Here is an 18737-nt window from a genome sequence, read left to right as displayed (position 1 = left end):
TCACATTTTGTTTATCGCCATGAGCCCTGGCCCAGCGCATGCACGCGCCATCTCCGCCGAGCGGCTCGCTTCATACCCACTCGCTTGCACCCGCTAGGAGGAAGGACCATGACGCTCAAGATCGCCATCAACGGCTTCGGTCGTATCGGCCGCAATGTGCTGCGGGCCCTGTACGAGAACGGCTACCGCCGCCAGGTCCAGGTGGTGGCCATCAACGACCTGGGCGATCCGGCGCTGAATGCCCACCTGCTGCGCCACGATACCGTGCATGGCCACTTCCCCTGCCAGGTCGAGCACGACGAGGCGAGCCTCAGCGTCGATGGGGAGCGTATCGCCATCTTCTCCCAGCGCGATCCGGCCGCATTGCCGTGGAAGACGCTGGGCGTCGACCTGGTGATGGAGTGCACGGGGCTGTTCACCCGGCGCGTTGCCGCTGCCAAGCATCTCGAGGCGGGGGCCGGGCGCGTGCTCATCTCGGCGCCCAGCCCGGACGCCGATGCCACCGTCGTGTTCGGGGTCAACGAGCACGTGCTGAAGCCCGAGCACAAGGTGGTCTCGAACGCTTCCTGCACCACCAACTGCCTGGCGCCGGTGGCCAAGGTGCTCAACGATGCGGTAGGCATCGAGAACGGCCTGATGACCACGGTGCACGCCTACACCAACGACCAGAACCTCTCCGACGTCTACCACAGCGACCCCTACCGGGCGCGTAGCGCCACTCACTCGATGATTCCGACCAAGACCGGTGCTGCCGCCGCGGTGGGCCTGGTGCTGCCGGAACTGGCCGGCAAGTTCGACGGCCTGGCGGTGCGGGTGCCGGTGATCAACGTCTCGCTGGTGGATCTCGTCTTCACTGCCGGGCGCGACACGACCAGGGAAGAGATCAACGCTATCGTGGCCAAGGCCGCCGAAGCCTCGTCGGTGCTTGCGGTCAATGCCCAGCCGCTAGTGTCCATCGACTTCAACCACGACCCCCATTCCTCTACCTTCGATGCCAACCACACCCGTGTCAGCGGTCGCCTGGTCAAGGTGATGGCCTGGTACGACAACGAGTGGGGCTTCTCCAACCGCATGCTCGATACGGCGCTGACCATGCATGCCGCCGGCGATGCCAAGCGCCAGGCGGCCTGACGGCGAAGACTGTTCCAGCGCCGGAAAGGTGCTTGGCGTTGCCCTAGTCGGCCTTCCTTGACTAGGGTTAGGGGTACATCCACGGATCGGGAGGTATCTCATGAAACGTTATGGACTGCGTAGCGCCCTGATGGCCTTTGCTGCATCGCTGATGCTGGCCTTGGCGGGTTGCGGTACCGGTACCGGCGAGCGCGCCGCTTCTGGTGCTGGCGTAGGTGCGGCGACCGGGGCGGCAGCGGGTGCGGCCACGGGCGGCAGCCCGGTCACCGGTGCGGCAATTGGCGCCGGGGCAGGTGCGGTCACCGGGGCTGCGACCGACGAGGACGATATCGACCTCAGCAACTGACGGCATTTCCTGCAAGTGCACGTGCCGCGCTCGCCGACAGGCGGGCGCGGCTTTCTTGTGGCCTGTGTGGCCGGCGGCTACTCGGCTTGCAGGCCCGGAATCCGCCAGGTGGTGGGGCAATCGCGGCTGTGGAACAGGCGCTGGGACGTGGTAGCGTTGCGCCGTTCGGCCAGTGCCTCGCGGCCTTCGCCAAGGGTATCCATCATGCCTTGCCGGGGGTGGCGCACGGTAAGCAGCGTCAGGTCGTCCTCGCGGCTCACCTCATAGTCGGCCTGCAGCGATTCGACTAAGGGGTCGAGCCGTTCGGGCTTGTTGTCGAGGCACAGGGCAAAGCGCATGGCGCCGCTGTCGACCAGGTTGGCGTGCAGGCCGGCCTCCACCAGTCGGCCGAGGATGTCGTGCTGGCGCGGCTCGTCCATAAAAGCGAAGTCGCGCGGCCTGACCTCCAGCCATACTTGGTCCTCGCGCAGAATGCAGGAGGGCACCTCGGCATCGAAGCGCCGCTCGGCGTCGATGACGGTGGGCTCGGCGTCAGGCGTCTCGAAGGAGCGTACCGTCAGCGGAATCGACTTCTCCTGCAGCGGCCCCAGGGTCTTGGGGTGGATCACCTTGGCGCCGTGCCAGGCCAGCTCGGTGGCTTCGGCATAGGAAATGCGCTCGAGCTGTACGGCATTGTCGAAGCGCCGGGGGTCGGCGTTGAACAGGCCGGTGACGTCCTTCCAGATGACTACCTCGCGGGCCTCGAGGCAGTGGGCGAAGATCGCCGCGCTGAAGTCCGAGCCTTCACGGCCCAGGGTGGTGGCCTCGCCCTGCTCGGTGCCGCCGATGAAGCCTTGCGTGAGCGCCACGCGATCGCTGTGCGAGAGGCGTTCGCGGATGTTGTCGAGGGTAGCCGGCCAGTCCAGGTTGGCGGCCTGGTGGCAGGCGTCGGTGCGCACCAGCTTGCGAGCGTCGTGCCACTCGGTGGCGATGCCATGGTGGTTGAGCCAGGCCGCCACAATGGTGGTGGAAAGCAGCTCGCCATAGCACACGGTCTGGTCGTAGTGCTTGGCATGAGGGCCATCGCGGTGCTTGCGATGCTGGGCATCGAGCTCCTCGAACAGGACATCGATGCGCTCGCTCGGTGCATCCGGCGAACCACCCAACAGCGCCTCGAGCACCTCGTGGTGATCGGCTTGCAGGGCCTTGAAGCACTGGCGGTACTCGTCTCCCTGCGTTCCACCCTCACTGCGGGCGGCGGCCAGCAGCGCTTCCAGCTTGTTGGTGGTCTTGCCCATGGCGGAGACCACCACGACCAGCGGGCGGTCGCCGTGCTGCTCGATCAGCGGGGTCAGGTGGCGTATGGCGTCGGCGTCCTTGATCGAGGCGCCGCCGAACTTGAACACAGTCGTCATTCTCGGCTCCCTGGCAAACGTTGGGTGCCCTTCACCATGGGTCAAAATCGTCCGCAGGAAAAGTGTGGGCCGGGTGACGAGAGAAGTTGCGGTGCAGAAACGAAAAAAGCCCCCGCAGGGGCTTCTCGTGCGGCAGCGCCTCAGCTGAGGCGCTCCTTGTAGGCCTCGTAGCCGAAGGTCTTCACCGTGCGCACCTCGCGGCTCGCCTCGTCGACCCGGCAGATCGCCGGCAGGCGAATGCCGTTGAAGGTGGTGGTCTTGACCATGGTGTAGTGGGCCATGTCGGTGAACACCAGCCGGTCGCCGATGGCCAGCGGCGCGTCGAACGAGTAGCTGCCGATCACGTCGCCGGCCAGGCACGTCGTGCCGCCCAGCCGGTAGGTGTGAGCCTTCTCGCCCGGCTCGTCGGCGCCAATAATCTGCGGCCGGTAGGGCATCTCCAGCACATCGGGCATGTGTGCGGTGGCCGAGGTGTCGAGAATCGCATTGAGACCATCGTTCTCGACGATATCCAGCACCGAGCACACCAGGTAGCCGGTATTCAGCGCGATCGCCTCGCCCGGCTCCAGGTACACGGTGAGGTGCGGGTGGCGCTCGCGGAAGCTGCGAATCACCCGTACCAGCCGCTCGATGTCGTAGTCGGCTCGCGTGATGTGGTGCCCGCCGCCGAAGTTGACCCAGCGCAGCCCGGCGAGGAATTGGCCGAACTTCGTCTCGAACGCCGCCAGGGTCTCCTCCAGGGCGTCGCTGTTCTGCTCGCACAGGGTGTGGAAGTGCAGCCCCTCGAGTCCTTCCAGGTCGCCCTCGGCGAGGTCCGACACCCGCGTGCCGAGCCGCGAGCCCGGCGCACAGGGGTCGTAGAGCGGCACCGCCCCGGTGGAGTGCTCAGGGTTGACGCGCAGCCCGCAGGAGACCTGGCGCGGCGCCGCCGCGACGGTGTCGCGGAAGCGGCGCCACTGCCCCGGGGAGTTGAAGCTGATGTGGTCGGCGTACTGCAGCACCACCGCCATCTCCTCGGGGGTGAAGGCCGGCGAGTAGACGTGTACCTCGCCGCCGAAGGTCTCGGCGCCGAGGCGTGCCTCGTCCTGCCCGCTGGCGGTGGTGCCGACCAGGTACTGACTGACCAGCGGGAAGCTGTCCCACATGGCGAAGCCCTTCAGCGCCAGCAGGATGCGCGCGCCGCTCTGCTCCTGGACCTGCCTTAGCAGCTCCAGGTTACGGCGCAGCAGGGCGTCGTCGACCACGTAGGCCGGCGATGGGCAGGCATGGATATCGAATGGATAGACCGCTTGTTGCATGTCGTGAGCCGTCATCTTGGCTCAGGCCAACGGGTCATGGTCGGGGTCGAGTTCGACCATCTGCCACGGCAGGCCCATGTCGCCGATCCGCGCCATGAAGGGGTCAGGGTCGAGCTGTTCGACGTTGAACACGCCGGCGCCCTTCCAGATGCCTTCCAGCATCAGCATGGCGCCGGTGACCGCCGGCACGCCGGTGGTATAGGAGATCGCCTGGGACTGCACCTCGCGGTAGCACGCCTCGTGATCGCAGATGTTGTAGATGTACACCTTGCGCCGCTTGCCGTCCTTGATGCCGTCGGCAATGATGCCGATGTTGGTCTTGCCCTTGGTGCGCGGCCCCAGTGAGGCCGGGTCGGGCAGCACCGCCTTGAGGAACTGCAGTGGAGCGATCTGCTTGCCCTCGAACTCGATCGGCTCGATGCGGGTCATGCCGACGTTCTCGAGCACCTTAAGGTGGGTGATGTACTTCTCGGAGAAGGTCATCCAGAAGCGAATGCGCTCCAGGCCCTTAATGTTCTGGCTGAGCGACTCGAGCTCCTCGTGGTACAGCAGGTAGATGTCCTTCTCGCCGATGCCGTCGAAGTCGAACTTGCGCTTCTCGGCCAGCGGCGGAGTTTCGACCCACTCGCCCTTCTCCCAGTAACGACCATTCGCGGTAATCTCGCGAATGTTGATCTCCGGGTTGAAGTTGGTGGCAAAGGGGTAGCCGTGGTCGCCGCCGTTGGCATCGAGGATGTCGATGCGGTGGATCTCGTCGAACAGGTTCTTCTGCGCATAGGCGCAGTAGATGTTGGTCATGCCCGGGTCGAAGCCGCAGCCCAGGGTGGCCATGTTGCCTGCCTTGACGTAGCGGTCGTGGAAGGCCCACTGCTCCTTGTACTCGAACTTGGCCTCGTCCGGGTGTTCGTAGTTGGCCGTGTCGAGGTAAGGCACGCCGGTCTGCAGGCACGCCTCCATGATGGTCAGGTCCTGATAGGGTAGCGCCACGTGGATCAGCACGTCCGGCTTGAACGACTCGATCAACGCCACCAGGGCTTCAACGCTGTCTGCGTCGACCTGGGCCGTCTGGATCGGGCGGTCTAGTTGGGCCGCGATGGCCTTGCATTTTTCTTCATTGCGGCTGGCCAGGCAGATCTCGCTGAAGACTTCCGGGTGCTGGGCACACTTGTGAGTGACGACGCCTCCGACGCCACCGGCGCCGATAATCAGGACTTTGCTCATGGGCCTCTCGAATCCAGATCGGGAATGTCAATGAAAGGGTAGGGGCTTATCGGATTTTCGGCCATCTCGTCATGCCCGCGCCCGATGCACCCGGTCTTGCGCTGCGCGCTGATGATGGCGCCCCGAGCCCCCGGTATCAAGTGATTTTCGTGAGTGACATGCTACCAAAGCATGAGGAAAACGACCGCGCTGAGCGACTGTTATGGGAGTGGTGAATAAAAAATAAAGCAGGCTAAGCATAACCTGCGTTATGAAAAGTTATATCAGGCAATGGTGTAGTATGGTCGACTAAAAATATCGGGCGGGGTAACGGGGTGATGCTTCTCAACAGTACACCGATCAAGGATTTGATCGGGCGCGGTGCCTTGTCGGAGCAAGCTCAGTCCCTGTTGCTGGGCCTGGAACTGCATCCACGCAAGATCTCGGCTGGCGAAGTGCTCTGGCTGGAGCGATCGGACGTCGACACGTTCGGCGTGCTGAGGGAGGGCTGGGCCTATTCATTCCGCCATCTCGGCAATGGTTCGATGCAGATCCTCAAGCTCTACCTGCCTGGCGATATCATCGGCATGCGCGACTTCGGCTTCTCCAAGCGCCTGGCGGGCGTTGCAATGATCAATGACGGCGTCGTCTGCCCCTTTTCCCACCACCAGTTGTTCGAGCTGCTCGGCCATTCCGCGGCGCTGTCGGCCAGTCTCGTCACCATTGCCGTGCGCCAGCAGGCCATGCTCACCGAGCGCCTGGTCTACCTTGGCCGACACACGGCGCAGCAGCGATTGGCGCATTTCCTCTACGAACTCTACCTGCGCCTCGAACGGATCGGCTGCGTGGAGGACGACAGCTTCTTCATGCCGCTGTCCCAGGAGCAGCTCGGCGATGCGCTGGGGCTGAGTGCGGTGCACGTGAGCCGCACCTTCGCCATGCTGCGCGAAGAGGGGCTGGTACTGCGTGATCGACACCAGGTCTGGCTCCCGGATCGCCAGGCCCTGGCCGATCTGGCAGAGTTCAATCACACCTATCTTGAAGAAGTCACTCCTTCTGCCTTTTTGGAGCTTTAAGCGATACCCGACATGTGCAAGCAAGAGGCGGCATGCCTGGCGGTGCTGCGCTCAGCCGCCATACTCTAGCGACACGCACAGCGACGGAGGCAGGATGCCACGTTCCATCGAGATCAGCGCCGCAGCGGACGTCATCGATCGCATTGTCGAGCAGGCGGGAGGGGTGAGCGGTGTGGTCAGCCTTTCGCGCCAGAAGGGGGCATCGCTGACGCCGCCGGGCGACGTGCTCACCGTGCATGCCACCGATGATGCCACCCGGGCGATGCTTGGCATCCTGACGGACCTCGACGTGCCGAGGAAAGGGACTGTCAGCCTGAGCGAGCCGACCAGCCTGCTTTCGGTCGAGTACCAGAAGCTCATCGACAAGGAGTCGAATGAGACGATCTGGGACGACATGGCCTTCCTGCTGCGCAGGGACACCAATGTGTCGTTCAACTATCTCATGCTGATGGCGTTGGCGGGTGCCATCACGGCGGCGGGGCTGTGGTCCGACACGCTGCATCTGATCATTGGCTCGATGATCATTGCGCCGGCCTTCGAACCGCTGTTGCGGCTGCCGCTGGGCTTGATCACGCGTGCCAAGGAACTGATCCCGAGCGGCCTGGTGTCCATGACAACGGGCTATCTTGCCCTCGCCCTCGGGGCCGTGTTCGCCACCACCGTGCTGAATCTATGGGAGCCGGGTGCCAAGCCGGCCCTCGCCGAGCAGCGCTGGGTGGGGTACTGGTCGTCGCTGAGCTTCGCCGGCGTGCTGATCTCGGCGTTTGGCGCCATTGCTGGGCCGGTCATCGTCAGCGCCCAGCGCTCGGTCATGACCGTCGGCGTCATGATCACGCTGGCGCTCATCCCCAGCATGGGCATCGTGGGCATGGGGCTGGCGACTGGCGACCTTGGGCTGGCCGGCCAGGGCTTCATTCGCTGGCTGGTGGATGCCCTGCTCGTCACCGTCATGAGTGCCGCGGTCTTCGGGCTGAAGAAGCGCTTTCTGCATCATCGCTTGCACGCGCTGAGCTAGGCTGCCGGTGCCTGGCTTTGGCCGTCCTCAAGGGGCAAAACGATGCGGGTAGGAACGAAAAAAGCACCCGTAGGTGCTTGATTCGTATAGTTGATTGGTGGAGGCGGCGGGGATCGAACCCGCGTCCGCCGGTACTCGCTCTTCGGCTCTACATGCTTAGGTCCGTTTTTTGGTTTAACGCATCTGGCTCCAACGGGCAGGATCCAGCTACGCGATTCCTCGAAGGTTTAGCGATTGACGAGAGGACGTCGTCAACCGCGATCCCATCATCTTTAGCTCATATCCCCTCCGCGATGAATGGGCACATCGCTTTGGGGCCGGACTAGAAGCTAACAGCGTTTAAGCTGCCAGCGCGCCCTGAGCGTAGTTGTCGTCGTTTGCGACTATTTAGTCGTGATGTTGGATTTACGAGATACATCACGCTCTCGGCATGCACCTAGGAGGTTGTCACCGGCGTCGAAGCCATGTCGCCCCCGTAGCAGACCCATCTTACCAGCATGGGTACGACTATGACACCTGCCGTTGGCCCGGGTTCCCCGTATTTCGCGTTGGTGGCGATTCGAGTGCCGCCAGCCTGCAGTGTTATCGCTGGGACCGCTCAGGCCTTGGTGTGTTCGCGCATGATCCGGCCCTTCTGGCGCTGCCAGTCGCGATCTTTCTCGGTGGCGCGCTTGTCGTGCAGCTTCTTGCCCGTCACCAGGGCCAGCTCGCACTTCACCTTGTTGCCCTTCCAATAGAGCTTGAGCGGCACGCAAGTGTGGCCCTTCTCCTGGGAGCGCGAGAAGATCTTGGCGATCTCCTTGCGGTGCAGCAGCAGTTTGCGGGTGCGAGAGGGGTCGGCGATCTCGTGGGTGCTGGCGGTATTGAGCGGCGTGAAATGGCTGCCCAGCAGCCATGCCTCGCCGTCCTTGATCAGGATGTAGGTGTCGGTGAGCTGGGCCTTGCCGGCGCGCAGGCTCTTGACCTCCCAGCCGGCCAGCACCAGGCCGGCCTCGAAGACTTCGTCGATGTGATATTCGAAGCGAGCCTTCTTGTTTTGGGCGATGACGTTGCTGCCGGGACCCTTGCCCTTGCCTTTCTTGTTGGCCATGGAACCTCGTGTCATGTTCTGCCTAGGGCGCCTTCCCTTCGATGTGGGGGGAAGCGTGATACCATTCAAGGCGTGAAATAACCGCTCATGATACGCCCTGGGCACTGTGAAGTCAGCGGAGAGCTCAATGCCAACGGTAAACCGGTCCGCCCTGGTGCGGCACACCCCCGAGGAGATGTTCAAACTGGTCAATGACTTCGAGCGCTATCCGGAATTCCTGCCCGGCTGTCGACGTGCACGCCTGCTGGAGCGCGATGAGTCGCACTTGATCGGTGAAATGACGCTGGGACGCGCGGGCATCGAGCAGAGCTTCACCACGCGCAACGACCTGATCGAGCCCGAGCGCATCGAGATGTCACTGGTCAGCGGTCCCTTCAAGCGGCTGCGCGGGCGCTGGCTGTTCCTGCCAATGGGCGACAATGCCTGCAAAGTCTGCCTGGAACTGGAGTTCGAATTTGCCAACCGCCTGCTGGGCATGGCCTTCGGCAAGTTGTTCCAGCAGGTGGCCGGTCAACTGGTCGATGCCTTCACCCAGCGTGCCGATCAGCTCTATGGCCGCTGAAGAGGGGAGGGTACGCGTCGAGGTCGCCTTTGCCCTGCCGGATCGGCAGGAGGTCGTCATGCTTGAGGTGCCGGTAGGTACCACGGCACGCCAGGCCGTAGACCGCGCGGGGCTGCCGACCCGATTTTCCGAGCTGCCGGCCGAGACCTTCGCCTCGGCCGATCTCGGCCTGTTCGGCAAGCTGCTGCGTGACCCCGAGGGGCAAAGGCTGCGCGACGGCGATCGCGTGGAGGTCTATCGGCCGCTGCTAATCGACCCCAAGGCGGCCCGTGCCCGGCGTGCCGGGCAGGGCTAGGCGGCGCTCACAGCTCCAGCGGCTGGCCGGTGGCGGGCTCGCCACCCTGGGGCAGGGTGCCGCCGGCATCCGGTGCCGACTGCGGTGCCGCTTCCGGCTGGCTGGCAGGCAGGGTGCCCAGCGGGGTGGCGCCTTCGACCGTGGGGCCGATGCTGTCCGGGACGCGCAGCTCGATATCGCGATCGAAGTTGCCGTCGCGCTGCACGTCGACCAGCTGGTCGCCGGCGAAGGTCAGCGTGACGCGGCGCTGCTGCACGCCGCCGTGGGCCTCGTCGAGGCGGAACACGTAGTCCCACTGGTTGGCATCGAAGGGCGCTTCGAGCAGCGGGCGGCCCATGACGCCGACCACCTGGGCACGGCTCATGCCGGGCTGCAGCTGCTGGACCATGCCTTCGGTGATGTAGTTGCCCTGCGGCAGGTCGCGCTTGTAGACGCAGCCGCTGGCCAGCGCCAAGGCAAGGAAAAGGGTGGCGGTTTTGATCAGCTTTTGCATTTGTGTCCGTTCTTCACTATCGTGGATTCGGTCGATCATACCCGACCCTACCTGATACTGCGAAGAGCGAACATGGCGGACCAGAACCATGAACTGCGCAAGGCGGGCCTGAAGGTCACCCTGCCCCGCGTGAAAATCCTCCAGATTCTCGAGAATGCCACGGGACAGCACCACCTGAGCGCGGAAGACGTCTACAAGACGCTGCTCGAAGCCGGTGAAGACGTGGGACTGGCAACCGTCTACCGCGTGCTGACCCAGTTCGAATCGGCAGGCCTGGTGATTCGCCATAATTTTGATGGCGGCCACGCGGTCTTCGAGATCTCCCAGGAGGAGCACCACGACCACATGGTATGCCTGGATACCGGTGAGATCATCGAGTTCTTCGACGACACCATCGAGCGTCGCCAGAAGGAGATCGCCGAGGAGCACGGCTTCGAGCTCGTCGACCATGCGCTGGTGCTGTACGTGCGCCCGCGCGGTTCCAGCACAACCAAACCCTGAGCCCTCGGCCCGCTGGGCCGCCTCATGCAAGTTAAACAAAAGCCCCGTTTGCGGGGCTTTTTGCATTGTATCGCTTGTGTGTCTTTGCTGTATCGCTTGTGAGTCGCCTGCGGCTATCGCCTGGAAGAGATGTGCCCGGGCTCGCTGCCGAGACACCGGGCTCAGTGAGCCGCGCCCTGCTGGCTGGCGTCCAGCATTTCGCGTGCATGGGCCAGGGTGCGGTCGGAGAGATGCACCCCGCCGAGCATGCGAGCGAGCTCGCTGACCCGCCCGGCCTCGTCGAGCAGCGCCATGCGGGTTAGGGTGGTGTCGCGCCTGGCCTGCTTCTCGATATGCAGGTGGTGGTGGGCCTGCGCCGCCACCTGGGGCAGATGGGTCACCGTCATCACCTGGCCGTTCTCGCCCAGTCGGCGCAGCAGCTGGCCGACGATCTCGGCGGTGGCGCCGGAAATGCCGACGTCTACCTCGTCGAACACCAGGCTGGGGATGGTCGAGTGGCGTGCGGCGACCACCTGGATCGCCAGGCTGATGCGCGACAGCTCGCCCCCCGAAGCCACTTTGCTCAGCGGCCGCGGCGGCTGGCCGGGGTTGGCGCTGATCAAGAAGCGTACCCCCTCCATGCCTTCTGGCTGGGGGCTCTGGCGCGTTGCCACCTCTACTTCGAAGCGTGCCTTGCCCATGGCCAGGAAGGCGAGCTGCTCCTGCACCGCCTTGCCAAACCGGCTCGCCGCCTCACGGCGTGTCTCGCCCACGCCGCGTGCCTGTTCGCGCCAGCGGTCGCGCAGGCTCTCGACCTCGCTGCGCAGCGCCTCGAGATCGTGGTCGCCGCCTTCCAGCCCTTCTAGCTCCTGATGAAGCCGGCGGTGCAGTGCGGGCAGCTCGTCGGGCATGACATGGTGCTTGCGGGCGATACGGTGCACCTCGCCCAGGCGCGACTCGACCCAGGTCAGGCGCTCCGGGTCCAGCTCCGTAGCGTCGGCGAAGCGGTGCAGCTCGCGCACGGCTTCCTCGACCTGGATGCGTGCCTCGCCGAGCATGCCGATCACCTCGGCCAGCGCACCGCGATCACTCCCCGGCAGCGGGTCGAGGCGCTGCAGCGCTTGGCTGAGCAGCGCCAGCACGCCGCCGTCATCGCTGTCGCAGCATTCCGCCGCATGCTGCGCCTCGCGCAGCGTCTCCTCGGCGTGGGCGAGCTGCTCCTGCTCGTGCTCCAGGGTAGCAAGCTCGTCCTCGCCCAGGGCAAGGAGGTCCAGCTCCTCGACCTGATAGCGCAGCAGCTGGCGGCGTGCCTGGACTTCGTCACCGTTCTCGGTCAGCTGCTTGAGCCGTTTGCGGGTTGCCTGCCAGCGGCGAAAGGTGTCGGTGAGCTCTGCCACCGCGCTGCGGTGACCGGCAAAGTCGTCGAGCAGGCGCAGGTGGGTCTCCTCCTGCAGCAGTGCCTGGTGCGCATGCTGGCCATGGATCTCGATCAGGCGCTCGCCCAGCATCTTGAGGTCGGCTACGGTGGCCGGCTGGCCGTTGATCCACGCCTTGGAGCGCCCGCCTGCGGTCACCACGCGGCGCAGCAGGCAGTCATCGGCGGGCAGCTCGCGCTCCGCCAGCCATGCCCTGGCTGCCGGCAGGGCGGCAATGTCGAAGCGCGCCGAAAGGTCGGCGCGTTCGGCTCCGTGGCGCACGCTGCCGGCATCGGCGCGCTCGCCCAGGCACAGCCCCAGGGCGCCCAGCAGGATCGATTTGCCGGCCCCGGTCTCGCCGGTGATGGCGGTCATGCCGCCGGCAAGCTCCAGGTCGAGCGTGTCGACGATGGCGTAATCGCGAATGGCAAGCTGAGTCAGCATGGCTCCTCCTGGTGCGAGGCTCTGCAGAGTGCTGGATGGGCATACACGTAATTGGGCTTTTATACAGTAGTCCATGAGTGGGCTCAACGCACCCGGCGATGGCGTGCAAGACACTTGAGTTTGGTCCGATGGCCCCCATATAGGCCGCAGACTGCCAAGGGTTACCGAACCGACACCCGTACGGCCCGCACGGCCGGATCACGCTTCAGGAGATGTGCATGGCTAAAGAATCCCAGACCCCGCTTGACGACGAGCTGGTACGACGCGAAGAGGAAGCCGAGCCGCAGCCGGCACCCCTGGAAGGCCAGCTTGACGAGGCGCCCGATTCGACCGAATCGGTCGAGTTCAGCGACAACCCCGAAGCCGACATGCTGGCGGCCCAGGTCGAGGAGCTCGAGCAGCGCCTGGCCGAGGCCAAGGACCAGGCGCTGCGCGCCGCCGCCGAGGCGCAGAACGTGCGCCGCCGCGCCGAGCAGGAGGCCGAAAAGGCGCGCAAGTTCGCCCTGGAGCGCTTCGTCAAGGAGCTACTGCCGGTGGTCGACAGCCTGGAGAAGGCGCTCGAGGCTATGGGCGAGAGCGCCAGCGACGCCCACCGCGAAGGGGTGGCCATGACGTTGAAGATGCAACACGACGTGCTGGGCAAGTTCGGCGTCGAGACGGTCGACCCGGCCGGCGAGCCCTTCGATCCGCAGTACCACGAGGCGATGGCCATGGTACCCAACCCCGAACTCGAGCCCAACAGCGTGATGGACGTGATCCAGAAGGGCTATCTGCTCAATGGCCGTCTGGTACGCCCGGCCATGGTAGTGGTCAGCCAGGCCGCCGGTTGAGGTAGCGAGAATGAAAGGCAGGGTGGGGCTTGAAAAGTCATCGGCCGCCCCCAGATAGACGTCAACCGCGGCGGTAGCCGCAGCACGACTTCAAGGCAAACGAATTTTTCGAGGATTTCCTATGGGACGCATCATCGGTATTGACCTGGGGACCACCAACTCTTGCGTGGCCGTGCTCGACGGCGACAGCGCCAAGGTGATCGAGAATGCCGAAGGCGCTCGCACCACGCCCTCCATCATCGCCTACACCGATGATGGCGAGACGCTGGTTGGTCAGTCGGCCAAGCGCCAGGCGGTCACCAACCCGCAGAACACCCTGTACGCCATCAAGCGCCTGATCGGCCGTCGCTTCAAGGACGATGTCGTTCAGAAGGACATCAAGATGGTCCCCTACACCATCGCCGAAGCCGACAACGGCGACGCCTGGGTCGAGGTGAAGGGCAAGAAGCTGGCACCGCCGCAGGTCAGCGCCGAAGTGCTGAAGAAGATGAAGAAGACCGCCGAGGACTACCTGGGCGAGCCGGTCACCGAAGCAGTGATCACCGTGCCGGCCTACTTCAACGACAGCCAGCGCCAGGCCACCAAGGACGCCGGGCGCATCGCCGGGCTCGAGGTCAAGCGCATCATCAACGAGCCGACCGCGGCGGCGCTGGCCTACGGCATGGATAAGTCGCGCGGCGACAAGACCATCGCCGTGTACGACCTGGGCGGCGGCACCTTCGACATCTCGATCATCGAGGTGGCCGATGTCGACGGCGAGACCCAGTTCGAGGTGCTGGCCACCAACGGCGACACCTTCCTGGGTGGCGAAGACTTCGACATGGCGCTGATCAACTACCTGGTCGAGCAGTTCAAGGCCGACAGCGGCATCAACCTGTCCGGCGACAACCTGGCCATGCAGCGCCTCAAGGAAGCCGCCGAAAAGGCCAAGATCGAGCTCTCCAGCGCCCAGCAGACCGACGTCAACCTGCCCTACATCACCGCCGACAACACCGGGCCCAAGCACCTCAACGTGAAGGTGAGCCGGGCCAAGCTGGAGTCGCTGGTGGAGGACCTGGTGCAGCGCTCGCTGGGGCCGTGCAAGACTGCGCTCTCCGATGCCGGCCTGTCCGCTTCCGAGATCGACGACGTGATCCTGGTCGGCGGCCAGACCCGTATGCCGTTGGTGCAGAAGAAGGTGGCCGACTTCTTCGGCAAGGAAGCGCGCAAGGACGTCAACCCGGACGAGGCCGTGGCCGTGGGTGCGGCGATCCAGGGCGGCGTGCTGGGCGGCGACGTCAAGGACGTGCTGCTGCTCGACGTCACCCCGCTGACCCTGGGCATCGAGACCCTGGGCGGTGTGATGACCCCGCTGATCGAGAAGAACACCACCATCCCGACCAAGAAGACCCAGACCTTCTCGACCGCGGATGACAACCAGACCGCCGTGACCATCCACGTGCTGCAGGGCGAGCGCAAGCAGGCCGGCCAGAACAAGTCGCTGGGTCGCTTCGACCTGGCCGACATTCCGCCGGCGCCGCGCGGCGTGCCGCAGATCGAGGTGGCGTTCGACCTCGACGCCAACGGCATCCTCAACGTGTCGGCCAAGGACAAGGCCACCGGCAAGGAGCAGTCGATCATCATCAAGGCCTCCAGCGGTCTCTCCGATGAAGAGATCGAGCAGATGGTGCGCGACGCCGAGGCCCACGCCGACGAGGACAAGAAGTTCGAGGAGCTGGTGGCACTGCGCAACCAGGCCGATGGCATGATCCACGCCTCGCGCAAGACCCTCTCCGAAGCGGGCGACAAGGCCAGCGACGAGGAGAAGCAGGCCATCGAGGCCGCCATCGCCGAGCTCGAGGAAGCGCTCAAGGGTGACGACAAGGACGCCATCCAGGCCAAGTTGGACAAGCTGACCGAGGCGTCCGGCAACCTGGCGCAGAAGATGTACGCCGCCCAGGCCGAGGCCGCCCAGCAGGCCGGTGGCGAGCAGGCCGATGCCGGAGGCAAGCAGGACGACGACGTGGTCGACGCCGAGTACGAAGAAGTCAACGACGACCAGAAGAAGCAGTAATCGCCAAGGCGATGCCACGGACGACGGTAGCGCGGGAGGACGACTCCCGCGTTGCCGTTTCCGCGGATCGGGCACAACTGCCTAGACCAGGAGGCGCATGGACCCATGTCCAAACGCGATTATTACGAAGTGCTCGGCGTCGAGCGTGGGGCCGACACCAAAGACATAAAGAAGGCCTACCGGCGGCTGGCGCAGAAGTACCATCCCGATCGCAATCCGGATGACGACACTGCTGCGGAGAAGTTTCGCGAGGTCTCCGAGGCCTATGAAGTTCTCTCCGACGGCGAGAAACGTGCCGCCTACGACCAGTTTGGCCATGCCGGGGTCGACGGCCAGGCCGGCGGCTTCGGTGGCGGCGGCTTCGGCGGCCCCGGCGCCGGCGGCTTCAGCGACATCTTCGGCGACGTGTTCGGCGATATCTTCGGTGGCGGCGGCGGCCGGCGCAGCCCGCATGCGCCGCAGCGTGGCAGCGACCTGCGCTACAACCTCGAGCTCGACCTGGAGAGCGCGGTTTCCGGCACCACGGTCGATATCCGCGTGCCCCGCCACGTGGAGTGCGACCGCTGCGACGGCCAGGGTGCCGAGCCGGGCTCCACCAAGGAGACCTGCCCCACCTGCAACGGCCACGGCCAGGTACGCATGCAGCAGGGCTTCTTCGCCGTACAGCAGACCTGTCCGACCTGCCACGGCAGCGGCGTGCACATCAAGGTGCCGTGCCACAAGTGCCATGGCGAAGGGCGCGTGCGCGAGACCCGCACCCTCTCGGTGAAGATCCCGGCTGGGGTGGACACCGGCGACCGCATTCGCCTCAATGGCGAGGGCGAGTCCGGCGTCAACGGCGGCCCGCCCGGCGACCTCTACGTGCAGGTGGCGATCAAGCCGCACCATATCTTCCAGCGCGACGGCAAGCACCTGCAGTGCGAGGTGCCGATCAACTTCATCGATGCCGCGCTGGGCGGCGAGCTCGAGGTGCCAACCCTCGACGGCCGGGTCAAGCTCAAGATCCCGGCGGAAACCCAGACCGGCAAGCTGTTCCGGCTGCGCGGCAAGGGCGTCAAGCCGGTCCGCGGCGGCCCCCCCGGCGACCTGCTGTGCAAGGTGGTGCTGGAAACCCCGGTCAACCTCAGCGAGGAGCAGAAGGCGCTGCTGCGCCAGCTGCAGGAGAGCCTCGACGGCAGCAACAGCCACAGCCACTCGCCGAAGAAGACCAGCTTCTTCGACGGCGTGAAGAAGTTCTTTGAGGATATGAAGCCGTAATATCGGCAAGCTTCTTTTCCTTTCTCGCTTTTCGGCCCCGGTCACGCCAAGTGCCGGGGCCGATCCTTTGATCCGATCAAGCGAACGTATTGTTCCGAGCGGTGCCCGCCTCGGGGCTGGCGCCGATTCAGCCGCCGTCTTAGTCTGGTAGCTCCGATACGAATGGAGATCGTTGCTATGCCGATGTCGCGTGCCGAGATTGCCACCGAGTCCGGGGCGAGGGTGATGAACCGGCTGTGCAAGCACTGGGCGCACAAGCTGGAGGTGGCGCAGGGCGAGGAGGAGAGCCGGGTGGCGTTCGAGGAGGGTTCCTGCGTGATGCGCGTCGAGCCGGGCAAGCTGGTGGTGGCCGTCGAGGCGCTGGATGAGGAGACCCTGGATCGCCTGGAGGGCGTGGTCGACGCCCACCTGCAGCGCATGGCGGGCGACGAGGAGCTGGCCATCGTCTGGGAAAATTGAGTGCACCCATAGCGCCCCGGCTCGCCCACCTCGGCATGCTGCTGTGGGCGCTGCTGGTGGGGCTGTCGTTTCCCGCTGTGGGGCTGATGAGCGAGCTGCCGCCGCTGTCGCTCACCGCGCTGCGCTTCGCCATCGCCTGCGCCGGCCTGTGGTGGCTGGCGCGGCGTGCCGACGATTTTTGGCCGCCCTGGCGGCTGCTGCCGCTCTACACGCTGATGGGGCTGTGCCTGGCCGGCTTCTTCGGTGCCATGTTCTGGGCCGCCCATCACGCCACCGCGCTCTCCATGGCCACCCTCTACGTCAGCGTGCCGCTGCTGGCCTACCTGCTGGGGTTGGGGTTTCGCGTCGAGCGGCTGGGCTGGCAGCTGCCGGCCATCCTCGCGCTGGGCGCCGCCGGAGCATTGGCGCTCGCCTTCGCCGAGGCCCGCAGCCACGGTGAAGGCATGCGGGTGGGGATCGGCGAGGCGGTGTTCTTCTTCGGCTGCGTGTCGTCGGCGCTCTACCCGGTGCTGAGCAAGTGGGGGCTGGCGCGACAGTGGCTGCCCGAGTCGGCGGCGGTACGCACCTTCTGGAGCCTGGGGCTGGGCGGGCTCGCCATCGGCCTGTTGGGGCTCGCCATCGAGCCGGCTACCCACCTCGTCGCCATGCGCTGGCAGGATCTGGCCCTGGTGGTCTATCTCGGGCTCTTCTCCAGCGCGCTCACCTTCTGGCTGATGCAGCGCGCCACGGCGGTGCTCACCCCAGGAGCCGTGACCGCCTACGGCTACATGGTGCCCTTTGTCTCCATGCTCGTGTTGTTCGCCACCGCCCCCGAGCAGCTCGGCTGGCACTGGCTGCCGGGCAGCGCGCTGGTGCTCGTTGCCATCGGACTACTGCTGCGTCAGGACGGCAAGGCCCGCTGAGCCATCGCTCTGGTATACTCGCGTGATTGTCGTCTTCATCTTCAGGAGTCCGCATGACCCGTATCGCCATCGTCGGTGTCGCCGGCCGCATGGGCCGCACCCTGGTCAACGCCGTGCAGGAGGATGCCGGCGCCACCCTGGCCGGCGGTATCGTCGAGCCGGGCAGTTCGCTGGCCGGGGCCGATATCGGCGAGCTGGCGGGGCTCGGCAAGCTGGGCGTCGCCGCGGTGGACTCGCTCGAGGCCATCGTCGATGACTTCGATGTGCTCATCGATTTCACCGCGCCCCGGGTCACGCTGGCCAACCTGGCCTTCTGCGCGGCGCACGGCAAACGCATGGTGATCGGCACCACCGGCCTGGCCGACGACGAGCTGGCCGAGCTCGACGGCTACCGCGAGCGGCTGCCCTTCGTCTTCGCCCCCAACATGAGCGTGGGCGTGAACTTGACGCTGAAGCTGCTCGAGACCGCGGCCAGGGCGCTGGGCGACGAGGGCTACGACATCGAGGTGATCGAGGCCCACCATCGCCACAAGGTCGACTCGCCCTCCGGCACCGCGCTGAAGATGGGCGAAGTGGTGGCCGAGGCGCTGGGGCGCACGCTCAAGGAGCACGGTGTGTTCGAGCGTGTCGGCCAGTGCGGGCCGCGCAGCGACAAGGAGATCGGCTTCGCCACGGTGCGCGCCGGCGACATCGTCGGCGAACATACGGTGATGTTCGCCACCGAGGGCGAGCGCATCGAGATCACCCACAAGGCCTCGAGCCGCATGACCTTCGCCAAGGGCGCGGTGCGGGCGGCGCGCTGGGTGGCCGACCAGAGTAATGGACGCTACGGCATGCAGGACGTACTCGGGCTGGACTAAGGAAGCGCTTCCCTAAAGGGGGTGGTCGAGAAGGGCAGAATCCTGTAACATCTCTAAAATTTTGGCCGGGCGCCTGAAAACAGCAGTCCTACTGCGCGCTTGTTGCGTGGCCAGCCCCCGAGCAAACAGAGACAACA

At 65.3% G+C, this 18737-nt stretch carries 19 protein-coding genes and 1 other RNA gene; 13 read left to right on the top strand and 7 right to left on the bottom strand.

Translation table 11 applies throughout. The features are described from left to right. The first annotated feature begins 108 nt into the window (after positions 1-108). Both gap and ACT7B3_RS16835 read left to right on the top strand, forming a co-directional pair. Positions 109-1131: a type I glyceraldehyde-3-phosphate dehydrogenase gene (gap, locus tag ACT7B3_RS16840; protein WP_445158726.1), complete on the top strand. Its 1023-nt coding sequence runs from the start codon at positions 109-111 to the stop codon at positions 1129-1131. 100 nt (positions 1132-1231) lie between these two features. Then, positions 1232-1477 carry a YMGG-like glycine zipper-containing protein gene (locus ACT7B3_RS16835; protein WP_444678997.1) on the top strand — a complete coding sequence of 82 codons (246 nt, stop codon included), beginning with the start codon at positions 1232-1234 and terminating at the stop codon, positions 1475-1477. A gap of 77 nt (positions 1478-1554) precedes the next feature. Here ACT7B3_RS16835 and ACT7B3_RS16830 read toward each other — a convergent pair whose 3' ends face one another. From ACT7B3_RS16830 to ACT7B3_RS16820, 3 genes are all read right to left on the bottom strand, one after another. Continuing rightward, complete coding sequence (locus ACT7B3_RS16830; protein WP_445158725.1) at positions 1555-2871, bottom strand: aspartate kinase; 1317 nt, start codon at positions 2869-2871, stop codon at positions 1555-1557. A 140-nt stretch (positions 2872-3011) separates the two neighbouring features. Next, positions 3012-4184 (bottom strand): carboxynorspermidine decarboxylase, encoded by a 1173-nt coding sequence (gene nspC / locus ACT7B3_RS16825; RefSeq protein WP_445158724.1) that lies wholly within the window; start codon positions 4182-4184, stop codon positions 3012-3014. Between the two features lie 6 nt (positions 4185-4190). Next, positions 4191-5390: a saccharopine dehydrogenase family protein gene (locus ACT7B3_RS16820; RefSeq protein WP_445158723.1), complete on the bottom strand. Its 1200-nt coding sequence runs from the start codon at positions 5388-5390 to the stop codon at positions 4191-4193. A gap of 317 nt (positions 5391-5707) precedes the next feature. Here ACT7B3_RS16820 and ACT7B3_RS16815 point away from each other — a divergent pair, with 317 nt between their 5' ends. Beyond that, the gene (locus ACT7B3_RS16815) at positions 5708-6445 is read left to right on the top strand and encodes a Crp/Fnr family transcriptional regulator (protein WP_445158722.1); all 738 of its coding nucleotides are present in this window, start codon (positions 5708-5710) and stop codon (positions 6443-6445) included. A gap of 94 nt (positions 6446-6539) precedes the next feature. Further along, positions 6540-7460 (top strand): DUF389 domain-containing protein, encoded by a 921-nt coding sequence (locus ACT7B3_RS16810; RefSeq protein WP_445158721.1) that lies wholly within the window; start codon positions 6540-6542, stop codon positions 7458-7460. A 95-nt stretch (positions 7461-7555) separates the two neighbouring features. On the opposite strand, the gene ssrA is transcribed toward ACT7B3_RS16810, so the two are convergent. Then, positions 7556-7935, bottom strand: a transfer-messenger RNA (tmRNA) gene (gene ssrA / locus ACT7B3_RS16805). Between the two features lie 123 nt (positions 7936-8058). Then, the gene (smpB, locus tag ACT7B3_RS16800) at positions 8059-8550 is read right to left on the bottom strand and encodes an SsrA-binding protein SmpB (protein ID WP_444679003.1); all 492 of its coding nucleotides are present in this window, start codon (positions 8548-8550) and stop codon (positions 8059-8061) included. Between the two features lie 127 nt (positions 8551-8677). Here smpB and ACT7B3_RS16795 point away from each other — a divergent pair, with 127 nt between their 5' ends. Together ACT7B3_RS16795 and ACT7B3_RS16790 are read left to right on the top strand one after the other, a co-directional pair. Continuing rightward, on the top strand, positions 8678-9112 hold the full coding sequence (locus ACT7B3_RS16795) for a type II toxin-antitoxin system RatA family toxin (RefSeq protein ID WP_444679004.1): 435 nt from the start codon (positions 8678-8680) through the stop codon (positions 9110-9112). After that, positions 9102-9407 carry an RnfH family protein gene (locus ACT7B3_RS16790; protein ID WP_445158720.1) on the top strand — a complete coding sequence of 102 codons (306 nt, stop codon included), beginning with the start codon at positions 9102-9104 and terminating at the stop codon, positions 9405-9407. Before ACT7B3_RS16795 ends, ACT7B3_RS16790 begins: the two co-directional genes overlap by 11 nt. Before the next feature lie 7 nt (positions 9408-9414). On the opposite strand, the gene ACT7B3_RS16785 is transcribed toward ACT7B3_RS16790, so the two are convergent. After that, positions 9415-9900: an outer membrane protein assembly factor BamE gene (locus ACT7B3_RS16785; protein ID WP_444679005.1), complete on the bottom strand. Its 486-nt coding sequence runs from the start codon at positions 9898-9900 to the stop codon at positions 9415-9417. 72 nt (positions 9901-9972) lie between these two features. On the opposite strand from ACT7B3_RS16785, the gene fur reads away from it, so the two are divergent. Continuing rightward, a complete protein-coding gene (gene fur / locus ACT7B3_RS16780; RefSeq protein WP_444679006.1) occupies positions 9973-10401 on the top strand; it encodes a ferric iron uptake transcriptional regulator in 429 nt (142 codons plus the stop codon). Positions 10402-10562: 161 nt separating this feature from the next. On the opposite strand, the gene recN is transcribed toward fur, so the two are convergent. Continuing rightward, the gene (recN, locus tag ACT7B3_RS16775) at positions 10563-12239 is read right to left on the bottom strand and encodes a DNA repair protein RecN (RefSeq protein WP_445158719.1); all 1677 of its coding nucleotides are present in this window, start codon (positions 12237-12239) and stop codon (positions 10563-10565) included. Between the two features lie 218 nt (positions 12240-12457). Here recN and grpE point away from each other — a divergent pair, with 218 nt between their 5' ends. The 6 genes from grpE (at position 12458) to dapB (ending at position 18600) form a co-directional block, all read left to right on the top strand. After that, positions 12458-13069, top strand: a complete 612-nt coding sequence (gene grpE, locus ACT7B3_RS16770; RefSeq protein ID WP_444679007.1) for a nucleotide exchange factor GrpE — start codon at positions 12458-12460, stop codon at positions 13067-13069. Positions 13070-13190: 121 nt separating this feature from the next. After that, a complete protein-coding gene (dnaK, locus tag ACT7B3_RS16765; RefSeq protein WP_444679008.1) occupies positions 13191-15122 on the top strand; it encodes a molecular chaperone DnaK in 1932 nt (643 codons plus the stop codon). A gap of 105 nt (positions 15123-15227) precedes the next feature. Continuing rightward, positions 15228-16379, top strand: coding sequence for a molecular chaperone DnaJ (gene dnaJ / locus ACT7B3_RS16760; RefSeq protein ID WP_445158718.1), 1152 nt, complete (start codon positions 15228-15230; stop codon positions 16377-16379). A gap of 177 nt (positions 16380-16556) precedes the next feature. After that, a complete protein-coding gene (locus tag ACT7B3_RS16755; protein ID WP_445158717.1) occupies positions 16557-16838 on the top strand; it encodes a DUF2218 domain-containing protein in 282 nt (93 codons plus the stop codon). After that, positions 16835-17740: a DMT family transporter gene (locus tag ACT7B3_RS16750; RefSeq protein WP_445158716.1), complete on the top strand. Its 906-nt coding sequence runs from the start codon at positions 16835-16837 to the stop codon at positions 17738-17740. The genes ACT7B3_RS16755 and ACT7B3_RS16750 overlap by 4 nt, the downstream gene beginning before the upstream one ends. Before the next feature lie 53 nt (positions 17741-17793). Then, positions 17794-18600, top strand: coding sequence for a 4-hydroxy-tetrahydrodipicolinate reductase (dapB, locus tag ACT7B3_RS16745; RefSeq protein WP_445158715.1), 807 nt, complete (start codon positions 17794-17796; stop codon positions 18598-18600). The last annotated feature ends 137 nt before the right edge of the window (positions 18601-18737 follow it).

The organism is Halomonas sp. E14, from assembly GCF_052568415.1.
Note: the sequence above shows the minus strand (reverse complement) of the source record. Positions and strands in the feature narration are given on the sequence as shown.

Coding starts and splice junctions, on each gene's coding strand:
- gap (WP_445158726.1), top strand. CDS start 109: ATGACGCTCAAGATCGCCATCAACGGCTTCGGTCGTATCGGCCGCAAT.
- ACT7B3_RS16835 (WP_444678997.1), top strand. CDS start 1,232: ATGAAACGTTATGGACTGCGTAGCGCCCTGATGGCCTTTGCTGCATCG.
- ACT7B3_RS16830 (WP_445158725.1), bottom strand. CDS start 2,871: ATGACGACTGTGTTCAAGTTCGGCGGCGCCTCGATCAAGGACGCCGAC.
- nspC (WP_445158724.1), bottom strand. CDS start 4,184: ATGACGGCTCACGACATGCAACAAGCGGTCTATCCATTCGATATCCAT.
- ACT7B3_RS16820 (WP_445158723.1), bottom strand. CDS start 5,390: ATGAGCAAAGTCCTGATTATCGGCGCCGGTGGCGTCGGAGGCGTCGTC.
- ACT7B3_RS16815 (WP_445158722.1), top strand. CDS start 5,708: ATGCTTCTCAACAGTACACCGATCAAGGATTTGATCGGGCGCGGTGCC.
- ACT7B3_RS16810 (WP_445158721.1), top strand. CDS start 6,540: ATGCCACGTTCCATCGAGATCAGCGCCGCAGCGGACGTCATCGATCGC.
- smpB (WP_444679003.1), bottom strand. CDS start 8,550: ATGGCCAACAAGAAAGGCAAGGGCAAGGGTCCCGGCAGCAACGTCATC.
- ACT7B3_RS16795 (WP_444679004.1), top strand. CDS start 8,678: ATGCCAACGGTAAACCGGTCCGCCCTGGTGCGGCACACCCCCGAGGAG.
- ACT7B3_RS16790 (WP_445158720.1), top strand. CDS start 9,102: ATGGCCGCTGAAGAGGGGAGGGTACGCGTCGAGGTCGCCTTTGCCCTG.
- ACT7B3_RS16785 (WP_444679005.1), bottom strand. CDS start 9,900: ATGCAAAAGCTGATCAAAACCGCCACCCTTTTCCTTGCCTTGGCGCTG.
- fur (WP_444679006.1), top strand. CDS start 9,973: ATGGCGGACCAGAACCATGAACTGCGCAAGGCGGGCCTGAAGGTCACC.
- recN (WP_445158719.1), bottom strand. CDS start 12,239: ATGCTGACTCAGCTTGCCATTCGCGATTACGCCATCGTCGACACGCTC.
- grpE (WP_444679007.1), top strand. CDS start 12,458: ATGGCTAAAGAATCCCAGACCCCGCTTGACGACGAGCTGGTACGACGC.
- dnaK (WP_444679008.1), top strand. CDS start 13,191: ATGGGACGCATCATCGGTATTGACCTGGGGACCACCAACTCTTGCGTG.
- dnaJ (WP_445158718.1), top strand. CDS start 15,228: ATGTCCAAACGCGATTATTACGAAGTGCTCGGCGTCGAGCGTGGGGCC.
- ACT7B3_RS16755 (WP_445158717.1), top strand. CDS start 16,557: ATGCCGATGTCGCGTGCCGAGATTGCCACCGAGTCCGGGGCGAGGGTG.
- dapB (WP_445158715.1), top strand. CDS start 17,794: ATGACCCGTATCGCCATCGTCGGTGTCGCCGGCCGCATGGGCCGCACC.